Source organism: Marinibacterium profundimaris (assembly GCF_002210095.1).
Classification (GTDB): Bacteria; Pseudomonadota; Alphaproteobacteria; order Rhodobacterales; family Rhodobacteraceae; genus Marinibacterium; species Marinibacterium profundimaris.
This window is the reverse complement of the sequence record NZ_AQQR01000008.1, coordinates 1-23,392: the sequence shown is the minus strand read 5'-3', so window position 1 is coordinate 23,392 and position 23,392 is coordinate 1. Positions and strand designations below refer to the sequence as shown.

Sequence of the window (23,392 nt, the reverse complement as noted above, 5' to 3'; positions counted from 1 at the left end):
CTCAGGCGGCATCCGTGTGCCGCGACGGTGGGGTCCAGTCGCGGCCCGGGATGGAAGAGAGCAGGCTCTGGGTGTAGGGGTGCTGCGGATCCGCGAAGATCTCGGCGGTGGGTCCGTGTTCCACGACTTCGCCCTTCTGCATGACCATGACCCGGTCGCACAGATGCGCGGCCACGCGCAGATCGTGGGTCACGAACAGCAGCGACAGGTTCAGCCGCTCGCGCAGGTCCGCCAGCAGTTTGAGCACCTGCGCCTGCACCGAGACATCGAGCGCCGAGACCGGTTCGTCGGCGACAATGACCTTGGGCTCCAGCGCCAGGGCACGGGCGATCCCGATCCGCTGGCGCTGCCCGCCCGAGAACTCGTGCGGGAAGCGGTTCGCCGCGGAGGGCGACAGTTCCACGAGTTCAAGGAGTTTCTTGGCATTCTCGCGGGCCAGCGCGGGATCCGTTCCATGCACGATCGGCCCCTGGGCGATCAGGTCCACGACACGCTTGCGCGGATTGAGCGACGCCATGGGATCCTGAAAGACCATCTGGATGTGCTTGCGCATCGCGCGCAGTTCTCTGGGCGAACAGGCGAGCAGATCCTTGCCGTCCACCTCGACACTGCCCGCGTCACATTCCAGCAACCGGGTGACGATCCGCGACACCGTGGTCTTGCCCGATCCGCTTTCGCCCACCACGCCCAGGGTCTCGCCCTGGTGCAGCTCGAAGCTTAGATCGCTCACCGCCGTGACCGCCTTGCGCCGGCCGGAGAGCAGGCCGCCCCGCGCGGCGAAGGTTTTCTTCAGCCCGGTGCCCCTGAGCACCACGGGCAGGGTGTTGACGGCCTTGACCGGCGGCGGGGTCAGCGCAGGCACCGCGGCGATCAGCGCCCGGGTATAGGCATGCTGGGGATTGTTGAGCACCTCGTCCGTCGTACCGGCCTCGACCAGCTCCCCCCGGCACAGGACCGCGACCTTGTTCGCGACCTCGGCGACGACGCCGAAATCGTGGGTGATGAAAAGGATGCCCGCGCCTTCGTCCTGTTGCAGCTCGCGGATCAGCTTGAGGATCTGCAGCTGGGTCGTCACGTCCAGCGCGGTCGTCGGCTCGTCGGCGATGATAAGCTTCGGAGACAACGACAGGGCCATCGCGATCATCACGCGCTGGCGCTGCCCGCCCGAGATCTGGTGCGGGTAGGCATTGTAAGCCGATTGCGGATCCGGGATGTGGACGCGCTCCAGCATCTCCAGCGTGCGCGCCCGACGTTGCGCCCGGTTCATGTCCGTATGCAGGCGAAGGACCTCGTCCAGCTGCCAGCCCACCGTCTTCTGCGGATTGAGCGCCGTCATCGGCTCCTGGAAGATCATCGCGATGTCGGCGCCGCGCAGCTTGCGCATCATGCTGTCGGACCGGCCGCGCAGGTCCTCGCCCATGAAGCGGATCTCACCGCCGGTCACACGCACATGCGGTTCGGGCAGCAGGCCCATGATGGCGCCGGCGCAGAGCGATTTGCCCGACCCGCTTTCTCCGACGAGGCAGACGATCTCGCCCGGCTCGATGGTCAGGTCCAGCCCCTCAAGGGCCAGCGGGCGGTCGGCCCCCTTGGGAAGCGAGATCTGCAGGTTGCGCAGTTCGAGGATCGGATGGGAGCCGGTCATGTCTTCTTCTGCCTCGGGTTGAGCGCATCGTTCAGGCCTTCGCCCAGCAGCGAAAACGAGAGCACGGTCAGGATGATCGCGATGCCGGGGATCACGGAGCAATAGGGCGCCGAGCGCAGCACGGCGCGCCCCTGCCCGATCATGTTGCCCCAGCTGGCATAGTTGGGATCGCCCAGCGAAAGGAAGGCCAGCGCGCTTTCCATGAGGATCGACAGAGCCATGATGACCGAGGCATAGACGACGATCGGCGGCATCGCGTTGGGCAGGATCTCGCGGAAGATGATGGCGGTGTTCGATACGCCCAGGTTGCGCGCCGCATCGACGAATTCGCGGTGCCTGAGCGACATGAATTCGGCGCGCACCATGCGGGCCGGCGCCGTCCAGCTGACGATGCCGATGGCCAGCGTGATCCATTCGATCTTGGACCCCATGATCGCCACCAGCGCCAGCAGAAGCACAAAGTTCGGAATGGTCTGGAACGCTTCGGTGATGCGCATCAGCACATCGTCGACCCAGCCGCCGAAATACCCCGCCAGCGCACCGATGACGACCCCGATGGAGATCGCGACCAGCGTGGCGACCACGCCGATCATCAGCGAGATCCGCGCGCCGTAGAAGACGCCCGACAGGACATCGCGGCCCAGCTGGTCGGTGCCCAGCGGTGTCTCCCAGCTGGTGAAGGGCGGCGTCAGCGGCGGGCCGGCGCGGCGAAGCGGATCCTCGGGATCGACCAGCCCGGCCGAAAGCGCCATGAGGACGACGAGGACGAAAAGGAACAGCCCCAGCAAGGCCGCCCGGTTGCGGCGGTACCGGCGCCAGAAGACGATGTAGCGCGGCGGTTCCGGCGGAGCGATCTGTTGTGAATCGGCGAGTGTCATACAAGTTCGATCCGGCTGTCCAGACGAGCATAAAGCAGGTCGGTGAGGAAGTTTACGACGACGACGATGATCGAGCAGAGGAAGATGATCCCCATCAGCGTGTTCATGTCGCGTTGCACGACGGACTGGTAGGCAAGCTGCCCGAGACCCGGCAGCGTGAATATGGTTTCCACCACGATCGAGCCGCCGAGCACGGTGGAGAACTGAAGCCCCAGAAGCGTGACCACCGGCAGCAGGGCGTTGCGCATGATGTGATGGATCATGAGCCGCCCTTCCTTCGCGCCCTTGGCCCGCGCGGTCCGGACATAATCCAGGTCGGCGACCTCGATCACCGAGGCCCGCATCAGGCGCAGGTAGAAGGCAAGGTAGATCAACGACAGCGCGGCGGTCGGCATGATGAGATGGCGGGCCACGTCCCAGACATGATCCCAGCCTGTGTAGAAGGCGGCGATGGTCTTTATCCCGCCGACCGGCAGCCAGCCCAGATGGACCGAGAACACCAGGATCAGCATCAGAGACAGGAAGAACGAGGGCGTCGCGTAGAAGACGAGCCCCAGGACCGAGATGACGTTGTCGGTCAGAGAATAGGCCCGCCGCGCCGCAATCGCGCCCAGGACGATGCCAAGGGTGAAGGCAATGCTCAGCGAGGTCGCCATCAGCAGCAGCGTGGTGCCCAGCCGCTCCATCAGGACGGTTGAGACGGGCTGTTCATAGACGAAGGACCATCCGAAATCGAACGAGGCGAGCTTCACCATGTACCGCCAGAGCTGGACAAGGACGGGTTGATCCAGCCCGTATTCGGCGCGCAGCCGTGCGATGAAGTCCGCGTCCGCCCCGCCCATGTCGCCCACCAGCGCATCCACCGTATCACCGGGCGCCAGCTTGAGCAGCAGGAACGTGGTGATCATGATCAGGATGACGACCGGCACGGCCTGCAGCAATCGGCGAAGGGCGTAGATCAATATTGGGGGCATGTGTACGGCCATGTTCAGGGGAATGCTGTCGGGAGGGTGGAGACGGGCGCGGCCTTTCGCGCCCGTCCCCTGTTCAGGTTACTGTTCGAGCCAGAGGTCATACCAGCTGGAGGACGTCCAGCGCGGGGTATTGTGATGGTTCTTCAGCTTCTTGGAGGTGACCGAGATGAAGGGATGCTCGATCGCGAAGATCACCGGCAGCTCTTCCATCGCGCGCACCTGGATCTGGTGATACATCTCGGCGCGTTTCTCGACATCCAGCTCGGATGCGGCCTCGTCGATCATGGTGTCGATCTCTTCGCTCTTCCAGCCGAACTGGTTGGTCCAGGGCGTGCCGTTGGGCTGACCCGACCGAAGCCAGACCATCGTCGAGACGGCCGGGTCCGACCGGAACTGGTGCCAGCCGTTCGCCGTGTCGAAATCGTGGTCGCGATAGACCCCGCTCAGGAAGCCCGGCGCGTCATTGGTCAGCAGCTCGACGTCGATGTCGATCTCCTTCATGGCCTGGGCGAAATACTCGGCCCAGAGCTGGGTGTATTCGCCCCAGGGCGCGGGACGGTGGCGCAGCTTGAACCGGAAGCCGTCGTCCTGGACCGGGTAGCCCGCCTCGTCCAGCATCTGCTTGGCAAGCTCGGGATCGTAGGGATAGGTCGGCACGTCGTCGGTATAGTTGATCCCGCCGGCACTGGGCACGGGGCCGCGGCCCGGCTTGGCGAAGCCGCGCATGATCGTGTCGATCGCATAGTCGATATCCAGGCCGTGATAGATGGCCTGACGCACCTTCAGATCGGCCAGGATCGGGTTGCGGTGATTGAACTCGACGGTCGAGTGGGCAACGTTGTTCTCGTACCCCTTGGTCCCGACATCGAAACGGTCGTCCTCGGCCAGACGCTCGACATCCGCCATGGAGACCCCGATGAACCCGGATTCATGCACCTCGCCGGCCTCGAGAGCGGCGGCGGCAGCGGACTTGTCCTTGATGAAGCGCCAGACGATCCGGTCGAGATACGGATACCCGTCACGCCAGTAGTCCTCGTTTTTCTCGGCCATCACGTACTGGCCGCGCTGGTATTCGACGAACTTGAAGGGGCCCGTGCCGACGGGCGCGTTGTTGTATTCGTTTTTCAGAAGGTCGGTGCCTTCGTAAAGGTGCTTGGGCACCGGGTGGCCGAGATCCGGCATCGCGGCCACGAAGAGTTCCAGCGGCATCGGCTTGGAATAGTTGAACACGGCCGTATGCGGATCGGGGCAGTCGACGCTTTCCAGGTTGGCCTGCAGCGCGGAGGAGTAGTTCAGCAGCTCCTTCCACATTTCCATCGCCGAGAAGGCGACATCTTCACAGGTGAAATCCTCGCCGTCATGCCATTTCACGCCTTCGCGCAGCTTGACGGTGATCTGGCTGCCATCCTCGGAGCCGGACCATTCGGTGGCCAGCACCGGCTCGTAGCCGTCGTAGCTCTTGTCGATCAGGGGTTCCATGATCTTGCCCGAGATGTTGTAGACCCCGGTCGACGCTCTCAGCGCAGGGTTCAGGATGCGCTGCTCGGAATTCATGTGAATGATGGCAGTGCCGCCCTTCTGGACCTCGTCCTGGGCCGCGACGCTGAACGCGGCGGAACTGAACGCCCCGGCCGCGGCAAGCATCAGACCTGCCTTTCTTAATTTGACCGTCATCTTCAAGCTTCTCCAAGTTGGGATTCGATTTGCTCTGCTTTTTGGCGGGCCAGACGTCGCACCCCCGGCCAACATGGCTTAATCTGAGGCTCTTCCCGCAGCTCGGTCAACAGAAAAACCAGAAAACACAACTCTAGTGGTAAAAACATCTACAAAGATCCCATAGCTTGGTATTAAATTAACCGACCAAAGCGGTCAATCGGAGGGAGCCCTTGCGCAAGGTTGTATGGATCACAGGCGCCGGATCGGGCATAGGCGCCGCTATGGCCACGGCATTTGCCCAGGCCGGCTACAGGGTCGCGCTGACCGCGCGCCGGGCCGAGACGCTGGAACAGGTGGCCGAGGCCCTGCCGGACCGGGACGAGGTTCTGGTTCTTCCCGGCGATGTGACGGATCGCGACGGCATGGCCGGGGCGGCAGGGGACATCCGGGACTGGGGCGGCCGGCTCGACGTGCTGTGCAACAATGCCGGCCTGAACATTCCCAGGCGCAGATGGGCCGACCTGGACTGGGACAGCTGGGACAGGGTGATCGACGTGAACCTGACCGGCGCGCTTAACGTGATCGCCGCGTGCCTGCCCATCATGCGCGCGCAGCAGGACGGCGTGATGATCCACACCTCCAGCTGGGCAGGACGGTTCCATTCCGATGTCGGCGGTGTTGCCTACGGCGCCTCGAAACATGCGTTGTCGGACATCTCGCTCAGCCTGAACGACGAGGAAGGCGTGAACGGCATTCGCTCCACCGCGCTTTGCCCGGCCGAGGTCGCGACACCGCTGCTGTCCAGGCGGCCCGGGTTCGACACCTCGAAACTGGCCGCGATGATCCAACCCGAAGACATGGCCAAGACCGCGCTTTTCGTGGCGCAGATGCAGCCGGGAATTTCCCTCCCGGAAATCCTGCTCGCGCCCGTGCGCCGCTGACACCTCAACACACCGGAGACCACCCCATGCCGCATCCCGTGAAAGGCATCGACCATTGCTTCGCGCTGGTCGACAATCTCGACACCGCAGCCTCCCAGTACCGGGCGCTTGGCTTTACCCTGTCGCCGCGCGGCCTGCATTCGGCATCGAAGGGCACCGCGAACTACACGATCATGTTTCCAGAAGATTATTTCGAGCTGCTGGGAATCCTTCAACCGACAGAGCTTAACGCCCCGCGGCGTGAGATGCTGGCCACGATGAAACAGGGGCTCCACGCCATTGCCTGCCGGATCGGCACAGCCGAAGACGCGGCCCGCGAGCTGGAGGAGCTGGGCATCGCGACCCAGGGGCTGGGCAGTTTCTCGCGCCCCGTGCCGCTTCCCGACGGGACAGAGGGGATCGCTGCCTTCTCTACCGTGGCCTTCACACCCGACGAGACGCCGCGCGGCACCGTCTTCATGTGCGAACACAAGACGCCCGAAACCGTCTGGGTCCGCGAGCTTCTGTCCCATCCGAACACGGCTACGGGGCTTGGCGCGATACTGGCCCTTTCGGACGCCCCCGAGGATGAGGCCGAACGGTTCGCCCGACTGTGGGCCGCTGGAACGGTCAGCACCGAAGACGGCTTCAGCACCGTCCACACCGGCGAAAATTCCGCCCCCCTGATCCTGGCCGGCCCGGACAGGCTTGGCGCCTATTACGAGGGCCTCGACCTTGCGGGCACCACGCGCGGCGCCTTCACCGCGCTTCGGGTCAAGGTTGCCGATCTGTCCGCCGTCACGGGCTGCCTGAGCGCGGCGGGGATCACCCCGGTCGAGACCGCCGAGGGGCTGGCCGTGGGCCCGGAACACGCAGCCGGCGTGCTGATGGAGTTCGTGGCAGGATGACGGAACGGCGTCCTCGCAAGACAGGCTCCAAGCCGATCGAGAGCATATCCTTCGACGATATCGACCGGAGGATCCTCGACATGCTCCAGGAGGACAGCGATACGCCGATGCACGTGATCTCGGAGACGGTCGGCCTGTCCACCAACCCCTGCTGGCGCCGGATCAAACGCATGGAAGAGGCTGGCCTGATCAAGAAGCGCGTCGCGCTGGTCGATCAGCAGCGGGCGAATGTGCCTCTCACCGTCTTCATCGGCCTCAGCACGACCCGCCACGGCATCGACTGGCTCGAGGAGTTCCGCAAGCTGATCGACGAGATCCCCGAGATCGTCGAGGCCTACAGGCTGACCGGAACGGTGGACTACATCCTGAAGGTCGTGGTGCCGGACATGGCGTCCTATGATGCCGTCTACAAGACGATGATCCGCCGCCTAGAATTCAGCCAGGTGAATTCGATGATGGCCATGGAAGAGCTGAAGTTCACGACCGCCATCCCGACCGAACACCTTTGATCCGGGACGACTGAATGACATCGGGGCGCAGAACCCTCCGGCATGCCGGAGGGAAACCCCTGCATGGTCCGGACGCCAGAGCCGGACAGCGTCATCGTCGATCCGGTCCGGCAGGTGCCGGAACTTCTTGCCGCCGCGTCCGGTCGGGGACCAGCGATGTGCCCCCCCGCGGAGGATTGCGAAGTCCCGGGCCAACTCGCCCGTCTCGCGGGACCGCGCCGGGCCCCGGGATCGGCCCAGATCTGACCTCGCCGGCCCGAGACGGGGCGGGCAGGCCCCGCCGCGCCGGTCTTACCGTCCGTTTGCCTTGCGCCATTCGGCGAAGAGCGCCAGGTTCTCGTCCTTCGTTCCGGGATAGAGGCCGATGATCGACGCACCCTCCCTGACCCGCTCGGACACGAAATCCTCGTAGGCGGTCATTTCGACGGCTTCGTCGGCGACCTCGTCGGCCAGGTGCGCCGGGATGACGATGACGCAATCGGCATCGCCCACGACGACATCGCCCGGAAAGACAGGCGCGTCGCCGCATCCGATGGGACCGTTGATCTCGATCGCCTCGTTGTTGGTCAGGTTCGTGGGCGACGTCGGCCGCGTATGGTAGGCCGGCATGTCCAGCTTGGCGATGGCCGCCGCGTCGCGGAACCCGCCGTCGGACACCACGCCGGCCCCGCCCCGCATCATCAGGCGGGTGATCAGGATGTCACCGGCCGAGGCCGCGTTCGCCTGCTTGCGGCTGTCCATGACCAGCACGTGCCCCTCGGGGCAGGTCTCGATCGCCTTGCGCTGGGGATGCTCGGGATTGCGGAACTCAGTCAGCTGGTTGCGGTCTTCGCGCGCTGGCATGTAGCGCAGGGTGAAGGCCGGGCCCACCATGTTCTTGCCCTTCCAGCCGATCGGGCCGACGCCCTGTATCACCTGATTGCGCAGGCCGCGCTTGAAAAGCGCCGTCGCCAGGGTTGCCACCGAAACGCTCATCAGCTTTTCGCGGGTCGCTTCGTTCATTCTCGTCTCTCCTCCGTTCATGGAACCGGCGGGCATCGCCGCCGGCGGTGATATCAGGTCAGGCCATCCGGGCGCGGGACGCGGGGACCGGCAGGATGGCCACCGCGCATCGGCTGAAGCGCGCGCCACCGGTGGCATGGTCATCCATGCCCCTCATGGCGATCAGCGGCCTGCCACCCCGAAATGCCGGCATCTGTCGGGCTTTCAGATCAGGCCGTTTGATTTCAGGAAGTCCTGCAACCTGACCTGCTGCGGCCCGGTCAGCGGCCAGGCCGACGGCGGCCGCGTCGGGCCGCAATCCTGGCCCAGCGCCTGCAGCGCCGCCTTGACGCCGGTCACATTGGTGCCGTTGAGCTCTTCGGCGCGAATGTCCTCGAAGGCGCGCATCCCGGCGATCAGCCGGTTGGCGGTGCTGTAATCTCCGCCGTGCAGCGCCGCGTGGATGGCCATGGACCGTTCCGGCCAGACGTTGATCAGCCCCGAGGTGAACCCCCGCGCCCCCACCGCGTAGAGCGGCGGCGCCCAGACCTCGGCCAGGCCGCCGACCCAGGTGATCGACGGATCGCAGGCGGCAATGGCATCGGCAAGCTTCAGCGGGTTGGGCGTCGCCCATTTCACGCCCTTCACGCCGGGCAGGTCGCACAGCGCCTTGATCCCGTCTGTGCCGATCGCGTCGTTGCGCAGGTAAAGCATGATCGGCAGCCCGCCCGAGGCGTCGCCCACGGCCTTCACGTAGTCCAGTGTGCCGCGCGGCGCCACGAAGGGATCCGGCGGCTGGTGGATCATCAACGCCGACGCCCCTGCCCGCGCCGACGCCTCGGCCAGGCGGCAGGCATCGCGAATGCCCCGCCCGACCCCGGCCAGCACCGGCGCCCGATCCCCGACCATGGCGCAGACCTCGGCCACCATGGTGCAGGCCTCGTCGGTGGTCAGCGCATAGAATTCGCCGGTGTTGCCGTTGACCACCGGCATGTGCACGCCCGCGCCCAGCGCCCGGTCGATAATCGGTGAGAGCTTCGCGGGCGCGATCTCGCCCGCTGCGTCGTAGGGCGTCACGAGAATGCCCGAAATCCCCTCGAGCGCGTTGTCCAGGTCATGAGCCATGCCGGCCTCCTCAGAAGATGTCAGGTTCGCCGGCGGCTTCACCGAAGCCCCGTTCGAGGTAGTCGAAATCGCAGCCCTTGTCCGCCTGCAGCACATGCTTGGAGAACATCCAGCCATAGCCCCGCTGGAAGCGCGGTTCGGGCGGGCTCCAGGCGGCGCGGCGACGTTCGATCTCGGCCTCGTCCACCAGCATGTCCAGCCGCCGGTTCGGCACGTCGAGCCGCACGATGTCGCCGGTCTGCAACAGCGCCAGCGGTCCGCCGACAAAGCTTTCGGGCGCAACGTGCAGGACGCAGGCACCGTAGGACGTGCCGGACATCCGCGCGTCCGAGATCCGCAGCATGTCGCGATGCCCCTGCCGGATCAGCGCCTTGGGGATCGGCAGCATGCCCCATTCCGGCATGCCCGGCCCACCCTGCGGCCCGGCATTGCGAAGGACCAGCACGTGATCCGGCGTAACCTCAAGGTCCTCGTCGTCGATCGCGGCCTTCATTTCGGGATAGCTGTCGAAGACCAGCGCGGGGCCTTCGTGCAGGTAGTATTTCGGATCGCAGGCGGCCGGCTTGATCACCGCGCCGTCCGGGCAGAGGTTGCCCCGCAAAAGCGCCAGCGAGCCCTCGTGGTAGACCGGATTGGACAGCGGCCGGATCACGTCGTCATTGTAGACCTCGGCGCCTTCCAGGTTCTCGCCCAGGGTCTTGCCGGTGACGGTCAGGCATTCCGTGTTCAGGCGTTCTTCGAGCTGTTTCATCAGGGCGCGCAGACCACCGGCATAGAAGAAATCCTCCATCAGGTAATCCTTCCCCGACGGGCGGACATTGGCGATCAGCGGGGTCGTGCGGCCAAGCGCGTCCAGATCATCCAGCGTGAAATCGACGCCCGCGCGCCGGGCCATTGCGATCAGGTGGACGACGGCATTGGTCGAACAGCCGGTCGCCATGGCGGTGATGGCCGCGTTCTGCACGGCGTCGCGGGTGACGATGCGGTCGGGCGTGAGACCTTCGAGCACCATGCCGACGATCCGGCGGCCGCATTCCGATGACATGCGCTGATGCCCCGCGTCCGGCGCCGGGATAGAGGACGCGCCGGGCAGTGTCAGCCCCATCGCATCCGTGATCGCCGTCATGGTCGAGGCCGTGCCCATGGTCATGCAGGTCCCGACCGAGCGCGCGATACCGCCCTGGATTCCCAGCCATTCCTCGTCCGAAATGTTGCCGGCGCGGCGTTCGTCCCAGTATTTCCAGGCGTCCGAACCGCTGCCCAGGATCTTGCCCGCGTAATGGCCACGCAGCATCGGGCCGGCGGGCAGGTAGATCATCGGCACACCCGCCGTCAGCGCGCCCATAACCAGGCCCGGCGTGGTCTTGTCGCAGCCGCCCATGAGCACCACGCCATCGAAGGGATGACTGCGGATCATCTCCTCGGTCTCCATCGCCAGCATGTTGCGGTACAGCATCGAGGTCGGCTTGGTGAAGCTCTCGTCGACCGAAAGCGAGGGCATCTCGACCGCGAATCCTCCGGCCTGCGCCACGCCCCTCTTCACGTCCTGCGCGCGTTCGCGGAAATGGCCGTGGCAGGAATTGATCTCTGACCAGGTGTTGAGAATGCCGATCAGCGGCTTGCCGCGAAATTCCTCCTCGGCATAGCCCAGCTGCATCATGCGCGAACGGTGACCGAATGACCGCAGGTCGTCGGGCGCGAACCAGCGGTCGCTCCTCAGGCCGCTTGTCGGTTGCTCGCTGTCCTTCGCCATGGTCGACCTCCCTCTCGCTGATGGCTTTCGCTGGAAATGTATGCGCATACATTCTTCTGGGTCAATGGAGAAAAGTGGGCAAAACGCCTTCAAGTGTTTATTCGAGAAGCTGTCTTGACAGGTTCAGGCGAGTCGTGATGAACATACATGTATGCGCATACATTGTGCCGTCGGACGCGGAGGAGCGTGACCGGCACATGCATAGACAAGGACATCAACCGGTCGCGCCGCGACCCCATGGGAGGACATCCATGACTTTCACCCGCAGAACCCTGCTTGCCGCCGTCAGTACCGCAGCGATCCTGGCCCAGCCGATAGCCGCGGCCGCCCAGGAGCTGCCCCGCAACGTGCGGATGGTCATCGGGTCGAAATCGACCGGCGGCGACACCTACCAGAACTCCGCCATCGTCGCCGATGCCCTGTCCGAACACCTGGGCATCAACATCAAGGTCGACGCCGTCGGCGCCTCGGCCGCGTTCAAGGCGCTGGACCGGGACAGCCGCGGAACCACGATCATGATCTTCCACGACCAGTCCTACCTGGGCCATCTCTATGGCCGCGAGGGATACGACGATCCCTTCGCCACCTATGCCATTGGTCCGACCGTCGCGATCAACCCGGGCAACGCCTACCTCGTGCCCGCCGACAGCCCCTACCAGTCGATGGAGGACATCCTGACCGCCGCCGAAAACGGTGAGCAGGTCCGCGTGGCCATCCAGCCCGGCGGCGTGTCGGAAATCGGCTTCTCGGCCATGAAGAACGCCGCGGCGGTCCGGTCCCCGGGGTCCGAAGCGAACATCGTCGCCGTCAACACCGGCTCGCAATCCGACAAGAACCAGGCGATGTGGGACGGGCTGGCCGACGTGATCAACGGCTCCATCCAGGCCAACGAGCAGTTCACCCAGCTCGAAGAGGGCGATGAAAAGGGCATGCGCTTCGTCTGGATCACCGCGCGCCCCGCGACGCTGGAACAGGCGCCCGAGGCCGGCATGGGCGACACGGACCGGGCGGCGCTGATGCAATATGCGTCGCCGGAAACCTCGGTCACGCTGGACGGCAGCGAGGACTTCACCTTCGACAAGGAATTCTTTTTCCTGTTCAACAAGGAGATGGATCCGGCGATCATCGACCAGATCGACACGGCCCTGACCGAGATCTTCGCCGAGGGCGCGATCCAGGACCGCCAGAAAGCGTCGTTCTTCATCCCGAACTTCCTGCCTTCGGACGAGGCCAAGGCGCATCTCGAGCAGAAGCGCGACACCTATTCCAAGGTGATCGCCGAGATCTCGGGCGAGTCCTGAGCAGCCTGGACGAAACCTTTGCCCGGGCGACACCCGCCCGGGCAATTCACCATGACGACGGGAGGGGCTCATGGGCAACTTGACCGAGGTGACCATAGATTTCGAACGGTCACATCTCGTATTTCCGACCATCATCGCCGTTGTCCTGGGGCTTTTGGGCCTGGCCATCCTCATCCGGGACCGGCGCCGCATCGCGGGGTCCGGCGCCTACTGGCGCACCACCTTTGCCCAGATGGATCGCATGCGGTTCTTCGGCACACTCGGCCTGACGCTCGCCTATTTCTCGCTCATGGTCCCGGTGGGCGACATCTGGCCCAACACCGGCATGGGCTTCCTGATCTGTTCGATCCCCTTCGTCTTCCTCTCCGGCCTGCTCTTCATGCACGACAGGACGCTGCGCCAGATCGCTCCGCTGGCAATCGTCTCGGTCGTGGCCCCGACCTTCGTCTGGTGGCTTTTCACCTATCCCTTCTTCCTCACGCTGCCGTAAGCCCATGTTCGAGATCATCACGCCCCTGTTCCTGTCGCTGATCGTCGGCGGCACCTTCATCGGGATCATTTTCGGCGCCATCCCGGGCATGACGGCGACGATGGCCGTCGCCGTCTGCCTGCCCCTCACCTATTCCCTCGGCCTTGAAAACGGCCTGGCGCTGTTGCTGGGGCTTTACGTGGGCGGCATCTCGGGCGGGCTGGTCCCCGCGATCCTGCTGGGCATTCCCGGCACGCCAAGCTCGATCACCACCACGTTCGACGGCTATCCTCTGGCCCAGAAGGGCGAAGGCGAAAAGGCCCTGCGCATCGGCATAGTCGCCTCCTTTGTCGGAGGGCTGGTATCGCTCTTCGTGCTCTGGCTGTTCGCGCCGACGCTGGCGGATTTCGCGATCAAGTTCTCCTACGTCGAGAAATTCCTGATCATCTTCTTCGCCCTCACGGTGATGGCCGCGCTCAGCTCGGACATGCTGATCGGCATTTTCTCGGGCGTGCTGGGCATCTTCATCGCCCTGATCGGGACCTACGACATCTCGTCGGGCGGCAACGGCAAGATGCGCCTGATACCGCCGGGGACCGAGTACTGGCTGGAAACCGGGTTCTCCCTGCTGCCCGTGCTCATCGGCCTTTTCGGGCTGGCGGCGATCCTGGAACAGGCCGAACTGGGCGTGCCGCGCGGCTTCAACAAGGACGAGGTAAAGGTCGGCGGCAAATCGACCTTCTCGTTCTCGGTGTTCCGGGGCCAGATCGTGAACCTCGTGCGCTCTTCGGGCATCGGCACCTTTGTCGGCATCCTGCCCGGCGTGGGCGGGTCGGCCGCCTCGATCCTGGCCTATTCCAACGCCAAGACATTTTCCAGGCACCCCGAAACCTTCGGCAAGGGCGAGCCGGCCGGCATCATCGCCTCCGAGAGCGGCAACAACGGGCTGACCGGTGGCGCGCTGGTGCCGCTGCTGTCGCTGGGCATCCCCGGCGATTCCACCACCGCCCTGCTGATCGGCGCCTTCACCCTCCAGGGCATCCAGGTCGGCCCGCTCTTCATCGGCAACAATCCCGACACGTGGAACGCGATGATCTTCGCGATGCTGATCGCCAACATCGCCATGTTTGTGATGATGTACGTGGCGATCCGGTACTTTGCCCTGGTGGTGACGATCCCCAAGCACATCCTGTTCCCGGTCATCCTGATGATGTGCGTGATCGGCGCCTACACGATCAACTACGGCATCATGTTCGACGTCTGGACCCTGCTGATCTTCGGCATCGGGGGCTGGCTTTTCGTCAAGCTGCGGCTTGAAGTGGCGCCCTTCATCATCGGCTTCATCCTCGGCCCGTCGGCGGAAGTCTACTTTGTCAAAAGCCTCGAATCCTTCGGAACGCTGAGCATCTTCTTCACCAAGAGCTGGATCGCCATGGTGCTCTGGGTGCTGATCATCGGGTCGATCCTGGGCTCGGTCGTCCTGTCGCGGCGGGCAAAGGGCCAGCCGGACGGGGTGTGACCCTTGCCTTCCCGGGACGACGCCAGGAATATGCACCCCATGGATGGAGGCGACACCAAACCCACGAAGCGAAAGCCCGCGCGAAGCGCATCTCGCGGGGTCACGATGGAGGCCGTCGGCCGCATGGCCGGTGTCAGCCAGGTCACGGTGTCACGGGCACTCAGCGACCCGTCGAAGGTCTCGGCCGCGACCCTGCGCAAGATCAACGAGGCGATCGCCGCCACCGGCTTCGTGCCCAATGCCATCGCCGGGGCCCTGGCCTCGTCCCGCAGCAAGCTGATCACCGCGCTGGTGCCGTCGATCACCAACATCGTCTACGCGGCAATGATCCGCGCCTTCAGTCAGCGCATGCGCGAGGCCGGCTACCAGATCCTGCTCTCCGAGACCGGCTTTGACCCCGCCGAGGAGGAGCGCACGATCGCGACCCACCTGTCGCGCCGGCCCGACGCGATCCTGTTGACCGGGATTCACCATTCTCCCCAGGCCCGGCGGATGCTGCTGGCCTCGGGCATCCCGGTGGTCGAGGTCTGGGATTTCACCGACTCGCCCATCGACATCTGCATCGGCTTCCGCCACGTCGAGACCGGCCGCGCCGCCGCGGAATTTGCCGTCGAACGTGGCGACACCGCCGCGGCCACGATCTCTGCGGGGGACGAACGCGCCCGGAGACGGAAGGCCGCATTCAGCGAGCATTTCACCCGGCTCACCGGTACCCCGGTGGCGGAGATCGACTTCGACGAGATGGCGACCGTGGCGCGTGGGCGCAAGGGCATGGCCCGCCTCATCGACGATCACGGCTTCACGTCGGGGATCGTGTTCTGCAGTTCGGACGTGCTGGCCCACGGCGCCATCATCGAGGCCACGAAGCGCGGCTTCGCCATACCGGGCGACATTGCCGTCATTGGCTTCGGCGACCAGGAATTTGCCGGCGATGTCGAGCCTCCGATCACGACGATCAAGGTCGACCTGGAAGCCTTCGGCAGAACGGCCGCCGATGCGCTTCTGCGTCGCTTCGAGGGGTCGTCGACCCCGGACACTGCGATCGACCTGGGCTTCGAGATCATCCGCCGACAATCCGCGTGATCCCGAGCGCCGTGCGTCAGGCTGAAGATCTGCCGTTCAGCGCCCATGTCCCTCCCCCTCAAAGCGCATCACGCGATCTCAAGGCGCAGAAAGCGGCACACGGGGCGCGGAACCAGCGCCTGCGCGGACAAAGCCGCCCGTGTCATTGAAGCGAGGCCGAGGCCTGCGCCGTGGCAAGCTTCCAGTCCTCGATCCGCGTGCCCTCGGTCTTCAGCCGGCTGGCCAGGTAATACAGGCGCTGCGTCGCCGGCCCATCGGGCGCCGTGTCGAACCGCTGCTTGAGGTAGTATGGCGGGATCGCCTGGTAATAAAGCGTGGCCGTGACGGTGACCCGCGCCGGATCGGTGCCGGCGGGCAAGGCCATCCGGTACTCCAGCCGGTGTGAGCCGGGCCGGAAACCGGGATCCTCGGCGGCGCGGCCTTCGGGGATCGTGGCCTTCATGAAGGCCGCCGTGACGGCGCTGTCGCCGAACTTCTCCGTGAACGCCGGAGTGCCCGGTGTCAGCGCGCCCATGGGCGTCAGCCGGTTGTCCTTGGGGTGGTGGATCCGGTGTACGAAGCTGGTGGTGAAGGCGCCCTCGGCGTTCTGGGTCAGCTCTTCGTAGATCTGCACCTGCGTCTGGTCGGTGATCACGCTGTAATGCGGCTGATAGAGCGCCGTGTCGGCCCCCTCGGGCACGACATCCAGGAACTCTGTCCGCAGCGGCGTGCCGGTCCCGTCGACGATCACGCCCACCGCGTTGGTGCAGCCCGAACACCACAGGGTGTTTCCGGCCTGGTCCACCGCCCGAACCTCGAGAAATGCGCGGCGGAACCCGACACCCGACGGCAGGCGGTGCCCGGTCTTGTTCGTCACGCCTACCCGCGCGACCAGCCCGCCGTAGCCGGGGCTGAGATCCAGGGTCACGTCGGCGGTCTCGTGGGCCGCCTGCAGGGCCATTGTATCCACCGTCAGCTCCGCCCCGTTCGTGGCGTAGGTCATCGGGTCGGTGTGGCTCAGCCCCATTTCGGCGCGGAACTGGCTGAGCATCTCGACCATGAAGGCATTGAGCCCGACGAAATTGTGCCGCCGGTAGTCGCTGCGGAAGGGTACGTCGATCTCGTCGTGCGGAAGAAGGTTCTCGACCGCTGGCAGGGTCCGGTCCTGGATCGTGGCGATCTGCGTGGTGATCTGCGGAATGTCCAGCGTGCCGTCCACGCTCTGAAAGCCCGGCTTCATGTGGCATTGCTGGCAGGTTTGTTTCGTGCCCTCCTCGCTGAACCGGCTGTTGGACCATTCAAGGTAGGTCGCCTGTTCCACCGAATGCTGGAACTTGGTCAGCGGCTCGGGGAAGGTCACGCCGGTCGTGGCCTTCTGCAACGCCGCGCCATTGCGCGCGGCCTGGTTGAAGATCTCCTGATCCTCGGCCGTATAGCCCGGCAGCGGGGTGTCCGGGTCGGCATCCACGTTGGGCAGGTTGATCGTGTGGCAGGCCCCGCAAAGCTCGGCCTCCTTGATATAGGGGTCGCCCACGGGCTTGATCCCCATGGCGTTTTGCATCGGCACCGGCCGGACGTCGTCGAAGGGACCGATCAGCCGGTCGGCGTCGGTCAGGCGGAAGACACCTGTGGTGCCGTTCATCAGGTAGGTGTCGAGCTTGTTGTAGTCCGGCTGGCCCTCTGCCTGTTCCGGCGGGGCGATGTGATGGCAGACCGCGCAGGAAACCCCCTCGCGCGCGAGGTTGCCGTACTGGTGATAGGCAAAGGTGCCGTCGGCCTTCTGCGCCTGCTCCTCGGCTGCGGTCAGCGGGGCGTGCAGCAGGGTGTAGGCCACCTTGAAATCGTTCGGGTCGCGCCCGGCGTCGGGGTCGGCGTGGGCATCGATCGCCAGCTGCCGTTGTCCCATCGCGCCGTGGCAGGACAGGCAGGTCGTCCCCAGGTTCGCGACCAGGTCGCCGGACCCGGCCTGTTCCAGAAGCGCGAATTCGCTTTCGAGCTGGGCGAAGAAGATCGGGTCCCGCCCGGCCAGCCCCATGGGCGACCAGCGCCATTCGCCATATTCGGATATGTTGTAGCCATCGCCGTAATTCGGGCCGGTCTGCAGGAACATCGTCGTCCCCGACGGCGGCCCGCCCAGGCCGCCATGACAGCCGATGCAATTGTCGGAGGTCAGGAAATGCTGCGGATCCCCGGGGCGCGACGGCACCTTGTCCAGCCACTCGGACGGAAGCCGTTGCAGCTGTTCGGGCCCGATGTCGATCCCGCCTTGCGGGGGAAACATGCGCAGAAAGTCCGGGTTGGCGGCGGTCGGCGACGGCGCGGCCTGCGCATTCGATCGGTCGAAGGCGGCATCGTCGTGAAAGAGATCGCGGATCAGCGTTGACTGGCTGAGGCCCATCGCCGGGCGCTGCACGCCGGGCAGATTGAACGGCCCCGGCGCAAAGCCGTCCATGTTTCGCCAGCTTTCATCGACGCGGAAGATCAGCGGCTCGCCGGGATAGCCCTCGACATTGTCCAGGGCGGAAAAGATCAACTCCTCGGCGGCAGAGGCATGGCAGCGCATGCACATGCCATCGCCGGCCTGACCCGAGGCCGGGGCGAACGGCGGCTCGAAACTGTCGGTCTCGGCGGATTGACCGACCGAGGCGAAGAACCATCCGCCATGCGAGACCGCGCTGTCCTTGACCATCACCGTCCAGTTCAGCCCGCCGGTCCCGCGCAGGAATTTCAACATTTCGTCTTCGACCTTCGCCGGGTCGTCCGGGTGGAGGTATTCCAGCGTCCGGCGGTATTCGACGTAACGGGCGGCGGGCGGCGTGGCCATTTCCTTGACCACGATCGCCCCGTCCGGGATCGCACCCTCGCGGCCGCCTTCCAGCCAGGCAATCACCTGCGGCGAGTAGTAGATCCGCACCGCGGGATGCGTTCCGTAAGACGTGCCCAGGACAAAGGGCCCGGTGTCGCGCCACGCCTTGTCGCGTCTCCAGCCGGCCTTGGCGAAGTCCCGGTTGGCGATGAACGGGTAAAGCTGTGCCTGGTAGTCCAGCAGCGGCAGGTCCGATGGAAGAGGCAGATCCTGTGCATCCGATTGGGCCAGTGCCGGGGTCGACGAGAAGACGAAACAGAGAATGCCGGCGAAGAGGCGGTTATTCATGGCGGGTCTTTCAAGTGCACAATTGCGTCGAGGATGTCGCGTTCCGACCGCCCTGGCAAGGATGGGTTGCCCAGGGATTTGCCGTGGATTTCCGGGCCCTTGGGGCCGGGCATACCGGGAATGTTGCCGTGGCGCCCGAATTGCGGAAACCCACCCGGCACCCCGCTTGAGGGCCGTGTCGCCGTTGAAATCATCGCGGGACGGACGTCGCGCGCGCATTTCACGGCACCGAAAACCGGTTGGGGCCAGCAACGCAGGAAGAACTTTACCCGCGCCGAAAGGGGCCGGCAGAGCTGGGCGGGATAACAAATGTTGCCGGAACCTTGGGGCGCGCCCGCTGTTCCCATTACAGCGCCGCCGCCCGCGGTGGCCCGCCTCACAAGGACCCGAACCATGTCACGACCCGATGGGCGCAGCGCCTTCCTGGGACTGATTTCGCTTGCCAAACTGGTGCCGACACTGGCTGTTCCGGTGGTCGCGCTGGCCATGCTGGTCCAGGCCATTCTCGGGCGCTCAACCTTCATGCCGGGTTTGGCCGGAAGTGCCGACATACCGAAGCGGCGTCATGATCGACGACGCCACGGCGTCTGCATTTCTCCGTGCATCTGGCGCCCCATGACGAACCTCCCGCCATCGTCGCGCGCACATTGCGCGCCTTCGCCCGACAGGTTGGCTTTCCGTGGTTCGAGGTCATCGTGCCTGCTTCATCCCGCCACGGCCGGCCATCCCCGCACCCACGCCATGAAAGACTGAAATGGAGAAGAATTTGACCATGAAAGACGACAATTCCCCCCGCAAGGGCAACGGCGGCGAGACTCATCAGATCGCAGACGACACCCACGAGACCATGACGACGCAGGTCGGCATGCCGATCTCGGACGACCAGAACGCGCTGAAGGTGGGACAGCGCGGACCGCACCTGATCGAAGACCAGATCTTCCGCGAGAAGTTGTTTCATTTCGACCACGAGCGCATTCCCGAGCGGGTCGTCCACGCCCGGGGCTATGGCGCCCACGGCACCTTCGAGCTGGCCGAGGACCTTTCCGACATTACCCGCGCCAAGGTGCTGACCGAAGTGGGCGAGAAGACCGAGGTCTTCGTGCGCTTTTCCACCGTTGCCGGCAACAAGGGGTCCCCCGACCTTGCCCGTGACGTTCGCGGCTTTGCGGTGAAGTTCTATACCAAGGAAGGCAACTGGGACCTCGTCGGCAACAACATCCCCGTGTTCTTCATTCAGGACGCGATGAAGTTTCCGGACCTGATCCATGCCGCCAAGCAGGAGCCCGACCGCGGCTTTCCGCAGGCGCAGACGGCGCATGACAATTTCTGGGACTTCATCTCGCTGATGCCGGAAGCCATGCACATGGCGCTTTGGATCATGTCCGACCGGACCATCCCGCGATCCTTCCGCTTCATGGAAGGTTTCGGTGTGCATACCTTCCGGCTGGTCAACGCCGAGGGCAAGTCGAGTTTCGTCAAGTTCCACTGGAAACCCCGGCTGGGCATGCAATCCGTTCTCTGGGACGAGGCGGTCAAGATCAACGGAGCGGACCCGGACTTTCACCGCCGCGACCTTTGGGACGCGATCCAGAAGGGCGACTTTCCGCAGTGGGATCTGGGGCTTCAGGTCTTTGACGACGCGTTCGCCGAGAGCTTCGATTTCGACGTGCTGGACGCCACCAAGCTGATCCCCGAGGAAATCCTCCCGGTGCGCCGCGTCGGCACGCTGACGCTGAACCGCATGGTCGACAACTTCTTTGCCGAGACCGAACAGGTCGCGTTTCAGACCGGCAACGTCGTGCCCGGCATCGACCATTCCAATGACCCGCTGCTGCAGGGCCGGAACTTCTCCTACCTCGACACGCAGCTCAAGCGGCTGGGCGGGCCGAACTTCAACCACATCCCGGTCAACGCGCCGAAGTGCCCCTTTGCCCACCTGCAACAGGACGGCCACATGGCCATGCGCAATCCCAAGGGCCGGGCGAACTACGAGCCGAACAGCTTTGGCGAGGGCCCGCGCGAGGATCCCGACCGCGGGTTCACCTCCTACCCGGCCGAAGAGGCGGGGCCGAAACAGCGCGTCCGGTCCGATACCTTTGCCGACCATTACAGCCAGGCACGCCAGTTCTACCTCAGCCAGACCGATGTCGAAAAAGGGCATATCGCCGACGCCTTCGTCTTCGAGCTTTCCAAGGTCGAACACCTGTCGATCCGGCAGCGCATGGTCGGCCACCTGATGGTCGTCGACGACGACCTTGCCAGAACGGTCGCCGATGGCCTGGGTCTGGCAGGAATGCCAAGTGCAGCCAACCCCGCGCGCGACGTCATCAAGACCGATGTTTCGCCCGCGCTCAGCATCGTCGCCAACCCGCCCGACAGCTTTGCCGGCCGCAAGCTGGGCTTGCTGGTGACCGACGGCATCGACGGCGGCGCCTTCGAGGCGCTCAAGTCGGCGGCAGAGAGCGCCGGAGCGCAGGTCACGGTCATCGCCGAGAAGGTCGGCGGCGTGACCACCGCGCGTGGCAAGACGATCGCCGCGGATGAAAAGCTCGATGGCGCGCCGTCGGCCCTGTTCGACGCGGTGGCCGTCCTCGCCTCAGACGATGGCGCAGCCCGGCTTGCGCGCATGCACGGCGCACGAAGTTTCCTGGGCGACGCCTTTGCGCACATGAAGTTCATCGCGCTGACGGCAGAGGCCAAATCCGCCTTCTGGTCCGCCGCCGTCCCGGACGAGGCCGATGACGGGGTCTTCGTTCTGGACGGCGTACCGGAAGACTTCATCGCTGCCTGCAAAGCCCTTCGTTTTTGGGAACGGGCGGCGTGAGCCGCCGGCCCCCTAGCCGGGCGCAGCCTTGCGTTCGGCCCAAGGGCGCCCTGGCCAGCGGCGATCACCATCCCAGCGCGAAACGAGGCGGAGCGGTGCCCTGCCTCGAGGCCGCGCGCATGGCCTTGCAGGGTCGCGGTGGAATAGGGGGTGGTCGCCAACGGCTCGGACGACGCGACCTTTGCCCGTGCCCGCGACCGGTTCGCGGGCACGGCGGGACGGCGCTCACTCTTCGGGTGGATAGAGGTAGGAGGGATCGAAATGCGCCAGATGATGCAAGAGCGCCCTGTCGTGGATCTTGGCATATCCGTCCCGGATCGTGCAGGCTCCGCTCTCGCGAAGCTGTCTGCAGACGCGACTGACATGGACCGGGGACAGCCCGGCGATCTCGGCCAGATCGGTCTGCAGAAGGGGCAAGGGAAGACGGTCGACGGTGCTCTCTCCGGCGTCCTGAAGGCGCAGGTCCATCTCGCTCACGAAATCGGCCACTGACGCCAGCGCGCGCAACCGGCTTGAACGGAAAATCCAATGCCGGTGGATCGAGGCATCGATCATGGTCAAGCCCCACAATTGCCTTGCATGATGGGAGGACCGTTCAATGATGTCGTTCAACGCCGCGTGCGGAAAGATCGCGATCCGCGCCCGCGTCAGGGCAGCGATATCGTGGTCCAGACGTTTCAGCGGCAAGGCGTGCAGGTCTACGAAATCCCCCGGCACACTGATGGCAACGATCGCGCTTTGCGGCTCGCTCCTTTTTGAGCCGCGGACATAGCGCGCCATCAACCCGTCCAGCAACAGCGCACTGACGTCCAGCCTCTCGCCCGCTTTCGACAGCATTTCGCGTGCGTCAAGCAGCCGTATCTCGAAACAGGCGGTGCGCAGCAATCGCCAGGAGCCCGGATCCAGCCGCCGGACGGCGCCGCGTCGGTCCTGGTCCTTCAGTGCGCCTGCACGGGCTTTCGAACCTGTCTTCGCAATCGCACGTTCCGGCCTGCCAGGCCATTCGCCTTTCATCCATCGTCTCCTGCAGGGCAGTCGATCCTTTGTGGAAGCAGCGGTCAGGGAACGGCCCGCGCTGAACCTTGGGTGACACACTGCCATTTGATTTGAACGCGGTTGCCGGCACAGTGTTCCCTCCGGTTCGGACAGCCCGCAATCGACTGGCGCTCCCTGTGCGCAGGGCAGAAAAGCGGGCCCCGAACAGGGCAGCTGACTGCTTGAAGATTACGCCCCTTGGCGGATGTCGGCTTTGACCTGTCGCCGCAGAAACCCCGGTGGATGCCAAGGTCGTGTCCGGGGCCGGATCTGTTCAGGGCGGTGGGCGCCCATTCGGGTCTGCCCGCGGGGGCGGCAAAAAAGATGTGCCTTCCGCCTTCTCGGCCATGGCCTGTCGCGAGGCCGATAGCGCGCCACGCAGGGCCCCCACGCGGACCATCGTATTTCATGGCGATGCCGACTCTACCGTTCACCCATCCAACGGCGTGGCAATCGTCCGGCAGGCTCTCGAAGGCGGCCCGGCGCAAAGCCTTCAGACCGAAGCCGACAGCGTTGCGGGAAGCCGGTCCTATCGGCTTAGCACGACCTGCGACGGCGCCGGCATGGAAGCGGTCGAACATTGGGTCATCGAAGGGCTGGGACATGCCTGGTCCGGGGGACAGCCCGCAGGCAGCTTGTGAGCTACTCCCCATCTCTTGGACAAGATCTGGCGTAAATT

Annotated in this window: 18 protein-coding genes; 9 read left to right on the top strand and 9 right to left on the bottom strand. The window is 65.0% G+C overall.

Translation table 11 applies throughout. The features are described from left to right. Window position 1 precedes the first annotated feature (1 nt). The 4 genes from ATO3_RS17545 to ATO3_RS17530 form a co-directional block, all read right to left on the bottom strand. Window positions 2-1,645: an ABC transporter ATP-binding protein gene (locus ATO3_RS17545; RefSeq protein WP_088651199.1), complete on the bottom strand. Its 1,644-nt coding sequence runs from the start codon at window positions 1,643-1,645 to the stop codon at window positions 2-4. Next, on the bottom strand, window positions 1,642-2,523 hold the full coding sequence (locus ATO3_RS17540; RefSeq protein WP_088651198.1) for an ABC transporter permease: 882 nt from the start codon (window positions 2,521-2,523) through the stop codon (window positions 1,642-1,644). Before ATO3_RS17540 ends, ATO3_RS17545 begins: the two co-directional genes overlap by 4 nt. Continuing rightward, window positions 2,520-3,497 (bottom strand): ABC transporter permease, encoded by a 978-nt coding sequence (locus ATO3_RS17535; protein ID WP_198963301.1) that lies wholly within the window; start codon window positions 3,495-3,497, stop codon window positions 2,520-2,522. The genes ATO3_RS17540 and ATO3_RS17535 overlap by 4 nt, the downstream gene beginning before the upstream one ends. Window positions 3,498-3,575: 78 nt before the next feature. Next, entirely contained in the window at window positions 3,576-5,171 is a 1,596-nt protein-coding gene (locus ATO3_RS17530; protein ID WP_088651196.1) for an ABC transporter substrate-binding protein, read from the bottom strand. A gap of 212 nt (window positions 5,172-5,383) precedes the next feature. Between ATO3_RS17530 and ATO3_RS17525 the strand changes: the two genes are divergently transcribed. From ATO3_RS17525 to ATO3_RS17515, 3 genes are read left to right on the top strand one after another with little or no spacing between them, the layout of a single operon-like run. Continuing rightward, window positions 5,384-6,094, top strand: coding sequence for an SDR family oxidoreductase (locus ATO3_RS17525; RefSeq protein ID WP_198963300.1), 711 nt, complete (start codon window positions 5,384-5,386; stop codon window positions 6,092-6,094). Between the two features lie 26 nt (window positions 6,095-6,120). Next, the gene (locus ATO3_RS17520) at window positions 6,121-6,981 is read left to right on the top strand and encodes a VOC family protein (protein ID WP_088651194.1); all 861 of its coding nucleotides are present in this window, start codon (window positions 6,121-6,123) and stop codon (window positions 6,979-6,981) included. Then, the gene (locus ATO3_RS17515) at window positions 6,978-7,490 is read left to right on the top strand and encodes an Lrp/AsnC family transcriptional regulator (RefSeq protein WP_088651193.1); all 513 of its coding nucleotides are present in this window, start codon (window positions 6,978-6,980) and stop codon (window positions 7,488-7,490) included. Before ATO3_RS17520 ends, ATO3_RS17515 begins: the two co-directional genes overlap by 4 nt. A gap of 291 nt (window positions 7,491-7,781) precedes the next feature. Here the strand turns inward: ATO3_RS17515 and ATO3_RS17510 are convergent, their stop codons facing one another. The 3 genes from ATO3_RS17510 to araD form a co-directional block, all read right to left on the bottom strand. Then, entirely contained in the window at window positions 7,782-8,492 is a 711-nt protein-coding gene (locus ATO3_RS17510; RefSeq protein WP_088651192.1) for a ribonuclease activity regulator RraA, read from the bottom strand. Between the two features lie 204 nt (window positions 8,493-8,696). Further along, on the bottom strand, window positions 8,697-9,596 hold the full coding sequence (locus ATO3_RS17505) for a dihydrodipicolinate synthase family protein (RefSeq protein ID WP_088651191.1): 900 nt from the start codon (window positions 9,594-9,596) through the stop codon (window positions 8,697-8,699). A gap of 10 nt (window positions 9,597-9,606) precedes the next feature. Further along, the gene (gene araD / locus ATO3_RS17500; RefSeq protein ID WP_088651190.1) at window positions 9,607-11,349 is read right to left on the bottom strand and encodes an L-arabinonate dehydratase; all 1,743 of its coding nucleotides are present in this window, start codon (window positions 11,347-11,349) and stop codon (window positions 9,607-9,609) included. Window positions 11,350-11,600: 251 nt separating this feature from the next. On the opposite strand from araD, the gene ATO3_RS17495 reads away from it, so the two are divergent. The 4 genes from ATO3_RS17495 to ATO3_RS17480 all read left to right on the top strand — a co-directional run bounded on the left by ATO3_RS17495 (window position 11,601) and on the right by ATO3_RS17480 (window position 15,721). Further along, complete coding sequence (locus ATO3_RS17495) at window positions 11,601-12,650, top strand: Bug family tripartite tricarboxylate transporter substrate binding protein (protein ID WP_088651189.1); 1,050 nt, start codon at window positions 11,601-11,603, stop codon at window positions 12,648-12,650. Window positions 12,651-12,720: 70 nt separating this feature from the next. Beyond that, window positions 12,721-13,140 (top strand): tripartite tricarboxylate transporter TctB family protein, encoded by a 420-nt coding sequence (locus ATO3_RS17490; protein ID WP_088651188.1) that lies wholly within the window; start codon window positions 12,721-12,723, stop codon window positions 13,138-13,140. 4 nt (window positions 13,141-13,144) lie between these two features. Beyond that, entirely contained in the window at window positions 13,145-14,638 is a 1,494-nt protein-coding gene (locus tag ATO3_RS17485) for a tripartite tricarboxylate transporter permease (protein WP_088651187.1), read from the top strand. 39 nt (window positions 14,639-14,677) lie between these two features. Then, on the top strand, window positions 14,678-15,721 hold the full coding sequence (locus ATO3_RS17480) for a LacI family DNA-binding transcriptional regulator (RefSeq protein WP_233152198.1): 1,044 nt from the start codon (window positions 14,678-14,680) through the stop codon (window positions 15,719-15,721). 142 nt (window positions 15,722-15,863) lie between these two features. Here ATO3_RS17480 and ATO3_RS17475 read toward each other — a convergent pair whose 3' ends face one another. After that, window positions 15,864-18,854: a cytochrome P460 family protein gene (locus ATO3_RS17475; RefSeq protein ID WP_088651185.1), complete on the bottom strand. Its 2,991-nt coding sequence runs from the start codon at window positions 18,852-18,854 to the stop codon at window positions 15,864-15,866. Between the two features lie 393 nt (window positions 18,855-19,247). On the opposite strand from ATO3_RS17475, the gene ATO3_RS28550 reads away from it, so the two are divergent. Further along, window positions 19,248-19,607, top strand: coding sequence for a hypothetical protein (locus ATO3_RS28550; protein WP_143747300.1), 360 nt, complete (start codon window positions 19,248-19,250; stop codon window positions 19,605-19,607). 1 nt (window position 19,608) lies between these two features. Continuing rightward, complete coding sequence (locus ATO3_RS17470; protein WP_088651184.1) at window positions 19,609-21,678, top strand: catalase; 2,070 nt, start codon at window positions 19,609-19,611, stop codon at window positions 21,676-21,678. Between the two features lie 225 nt (window positions 21,679-21,903). Here ATO3_RS17470 and ATO3_RS17465 read toward each other — a convergent pair whose 3' ends face one another. After that, on the bottom strand, window positions 21,904-22,692 hold the full coding sequence (locus ATO3_RS17465) for a Crp/Fnr family transcriptional regulator (RefSeq protein WP_158217993.1): 789 nt from the start codon (window positions 22,690-22,692) through the stop codon (window positions 21,904-21,906). Between the last annotated feature and the right edge of the window lie 700 nt (window positions 22,693-23,392).

What these genes read in the sequence shown, in the direction of transcription:
- ATO3_RS17545 (WP_088651199.1), bottom strand. Translation starts at nt 1,645, where the DNA reads ATGACCGGCTCCCATCCGATCCTCGAACTGCGCAACCTGCAGATCTCG.
- ATO3_RS17540 (WP_088651198.1), bottom strand. Translation starts at nt 2,523, where the DNA reads ATGACACTCGCCGATTCACAACAGATCGCTCCGCCGGAACCGCCGCGC.
- ATO3_RS17535 (WP_198963301.1), bottom strand. Translation starts at nt 3,497, where the DNA reads ATGCCCCCAATATTGATCTACGCCCTTCGCCGATTGCTGCAGGCCGTG.
- ATO3_RS17530 (WP_088651196.1), bottom strand. Translation starts at nt 5,171, where the DNA reads ATGACGGTCAAATTAAGAAAGGCAGGTCTGATGCTTGCCGCGGCCGGG.
- ATO3_RS17520 (WP_088651194.1), top strand. Translation starts at nt 6,121, where the DNA reads ATGCCGCATCCCGTGAAAGGCATCGACCATTGCTTCGCGCTGGTCGAC.
- ATO3_RS17515 (WP_088651193.1), top strand. Translation starts at nt 6,978, where the DNA reads ATGACGGAACGGCGTCCTCGCAAGACAGGCTCCAAGCCGATCGAGAGC.
- ATO3_RS17510 (WP_088651192.1), bottom strand. Translation starts at nt 8,492, where the DNA reads ATGAACGAAGCGACCCGCGAAAAGCTGATGAGCGTTTCGGTGGCAACC.
- ATO3_RS17505 (WP_088651191.1), bottom strand. Translation starts at nt 9,596, where the DNA reads ATGGCTCATGACCTGGACAACGCGCTCGAGGGGATTTCGGGCATTCTC.
- araD (WP_088651190.1), bottom strand. Translation starts at nt 11,349, where the DNA reads ATGGCGAAGGACAGCGAGCAACCGACAAGCGGCCTGAGGAGCGACCGC.
- ATO3_RS17495 (WP_088651189.1), top strand. Translation starts at nt 11,601, where the DNA reads ATGACTTTCACCCGCAGAACCCTGCTTGCCGCCGTCAGTACCGCAGCG.
- ATO3_RS17490 (WP_088651188.1), top strand. Translation starts at nt 12,721, where the DNA reads ATGGGCAACTTGACCGAGGTGACCATAGATTTCGAACGGTCACATCTC.
- ATO3_RS17485 (WP_088651187.1), top strand. Translation starts at nt 13,145, where the DNA reads ATGTTCGAGATCATCACGCCCCTGTTCCTGTCGCTGATCGTCGGCGGC.
- ATO3_RS17480 (WP_233152198.1), top strand. Translation starts at nt 14,678, where the DNA reads ATGGATGGAGGCGACACCAAACCCACGAAGCGAAAGCCCGCGCGAAGC.
- ATO3_RS17475 (WP_088651185.1), bottom strand. Translation starts at nt 18,854, where the DNA reads ATGAATAACCGCCTCTTCGCCGGCATTCTCTGTTTCGTCTTCTCGTCG.
- ATO3_RS28550 (WP_143747300.1), top strand. Translation starts at nt 19,248, where the DNA reads ATGTCACGACCCGATGGGCGCAGCGCCTTCCTGGGACTGATTTCGCTT.
- ATO3_RS17470 (WP_088651184.1), top strand. Translation starts at nt 19,609, where the DNA reads ATGGAGAAGAATTTGACCATGAAAGACGACAATTCCCCCCGCAAGGGC.
- ATO3_RS17465 (WP_158217993.1), bottom strand. Translation starts at nt 22,692, where the DNA reads ATGAAAGGCGAATGGCCTGGCAGGCCGGAACGTGCGATTGCGAAGACA.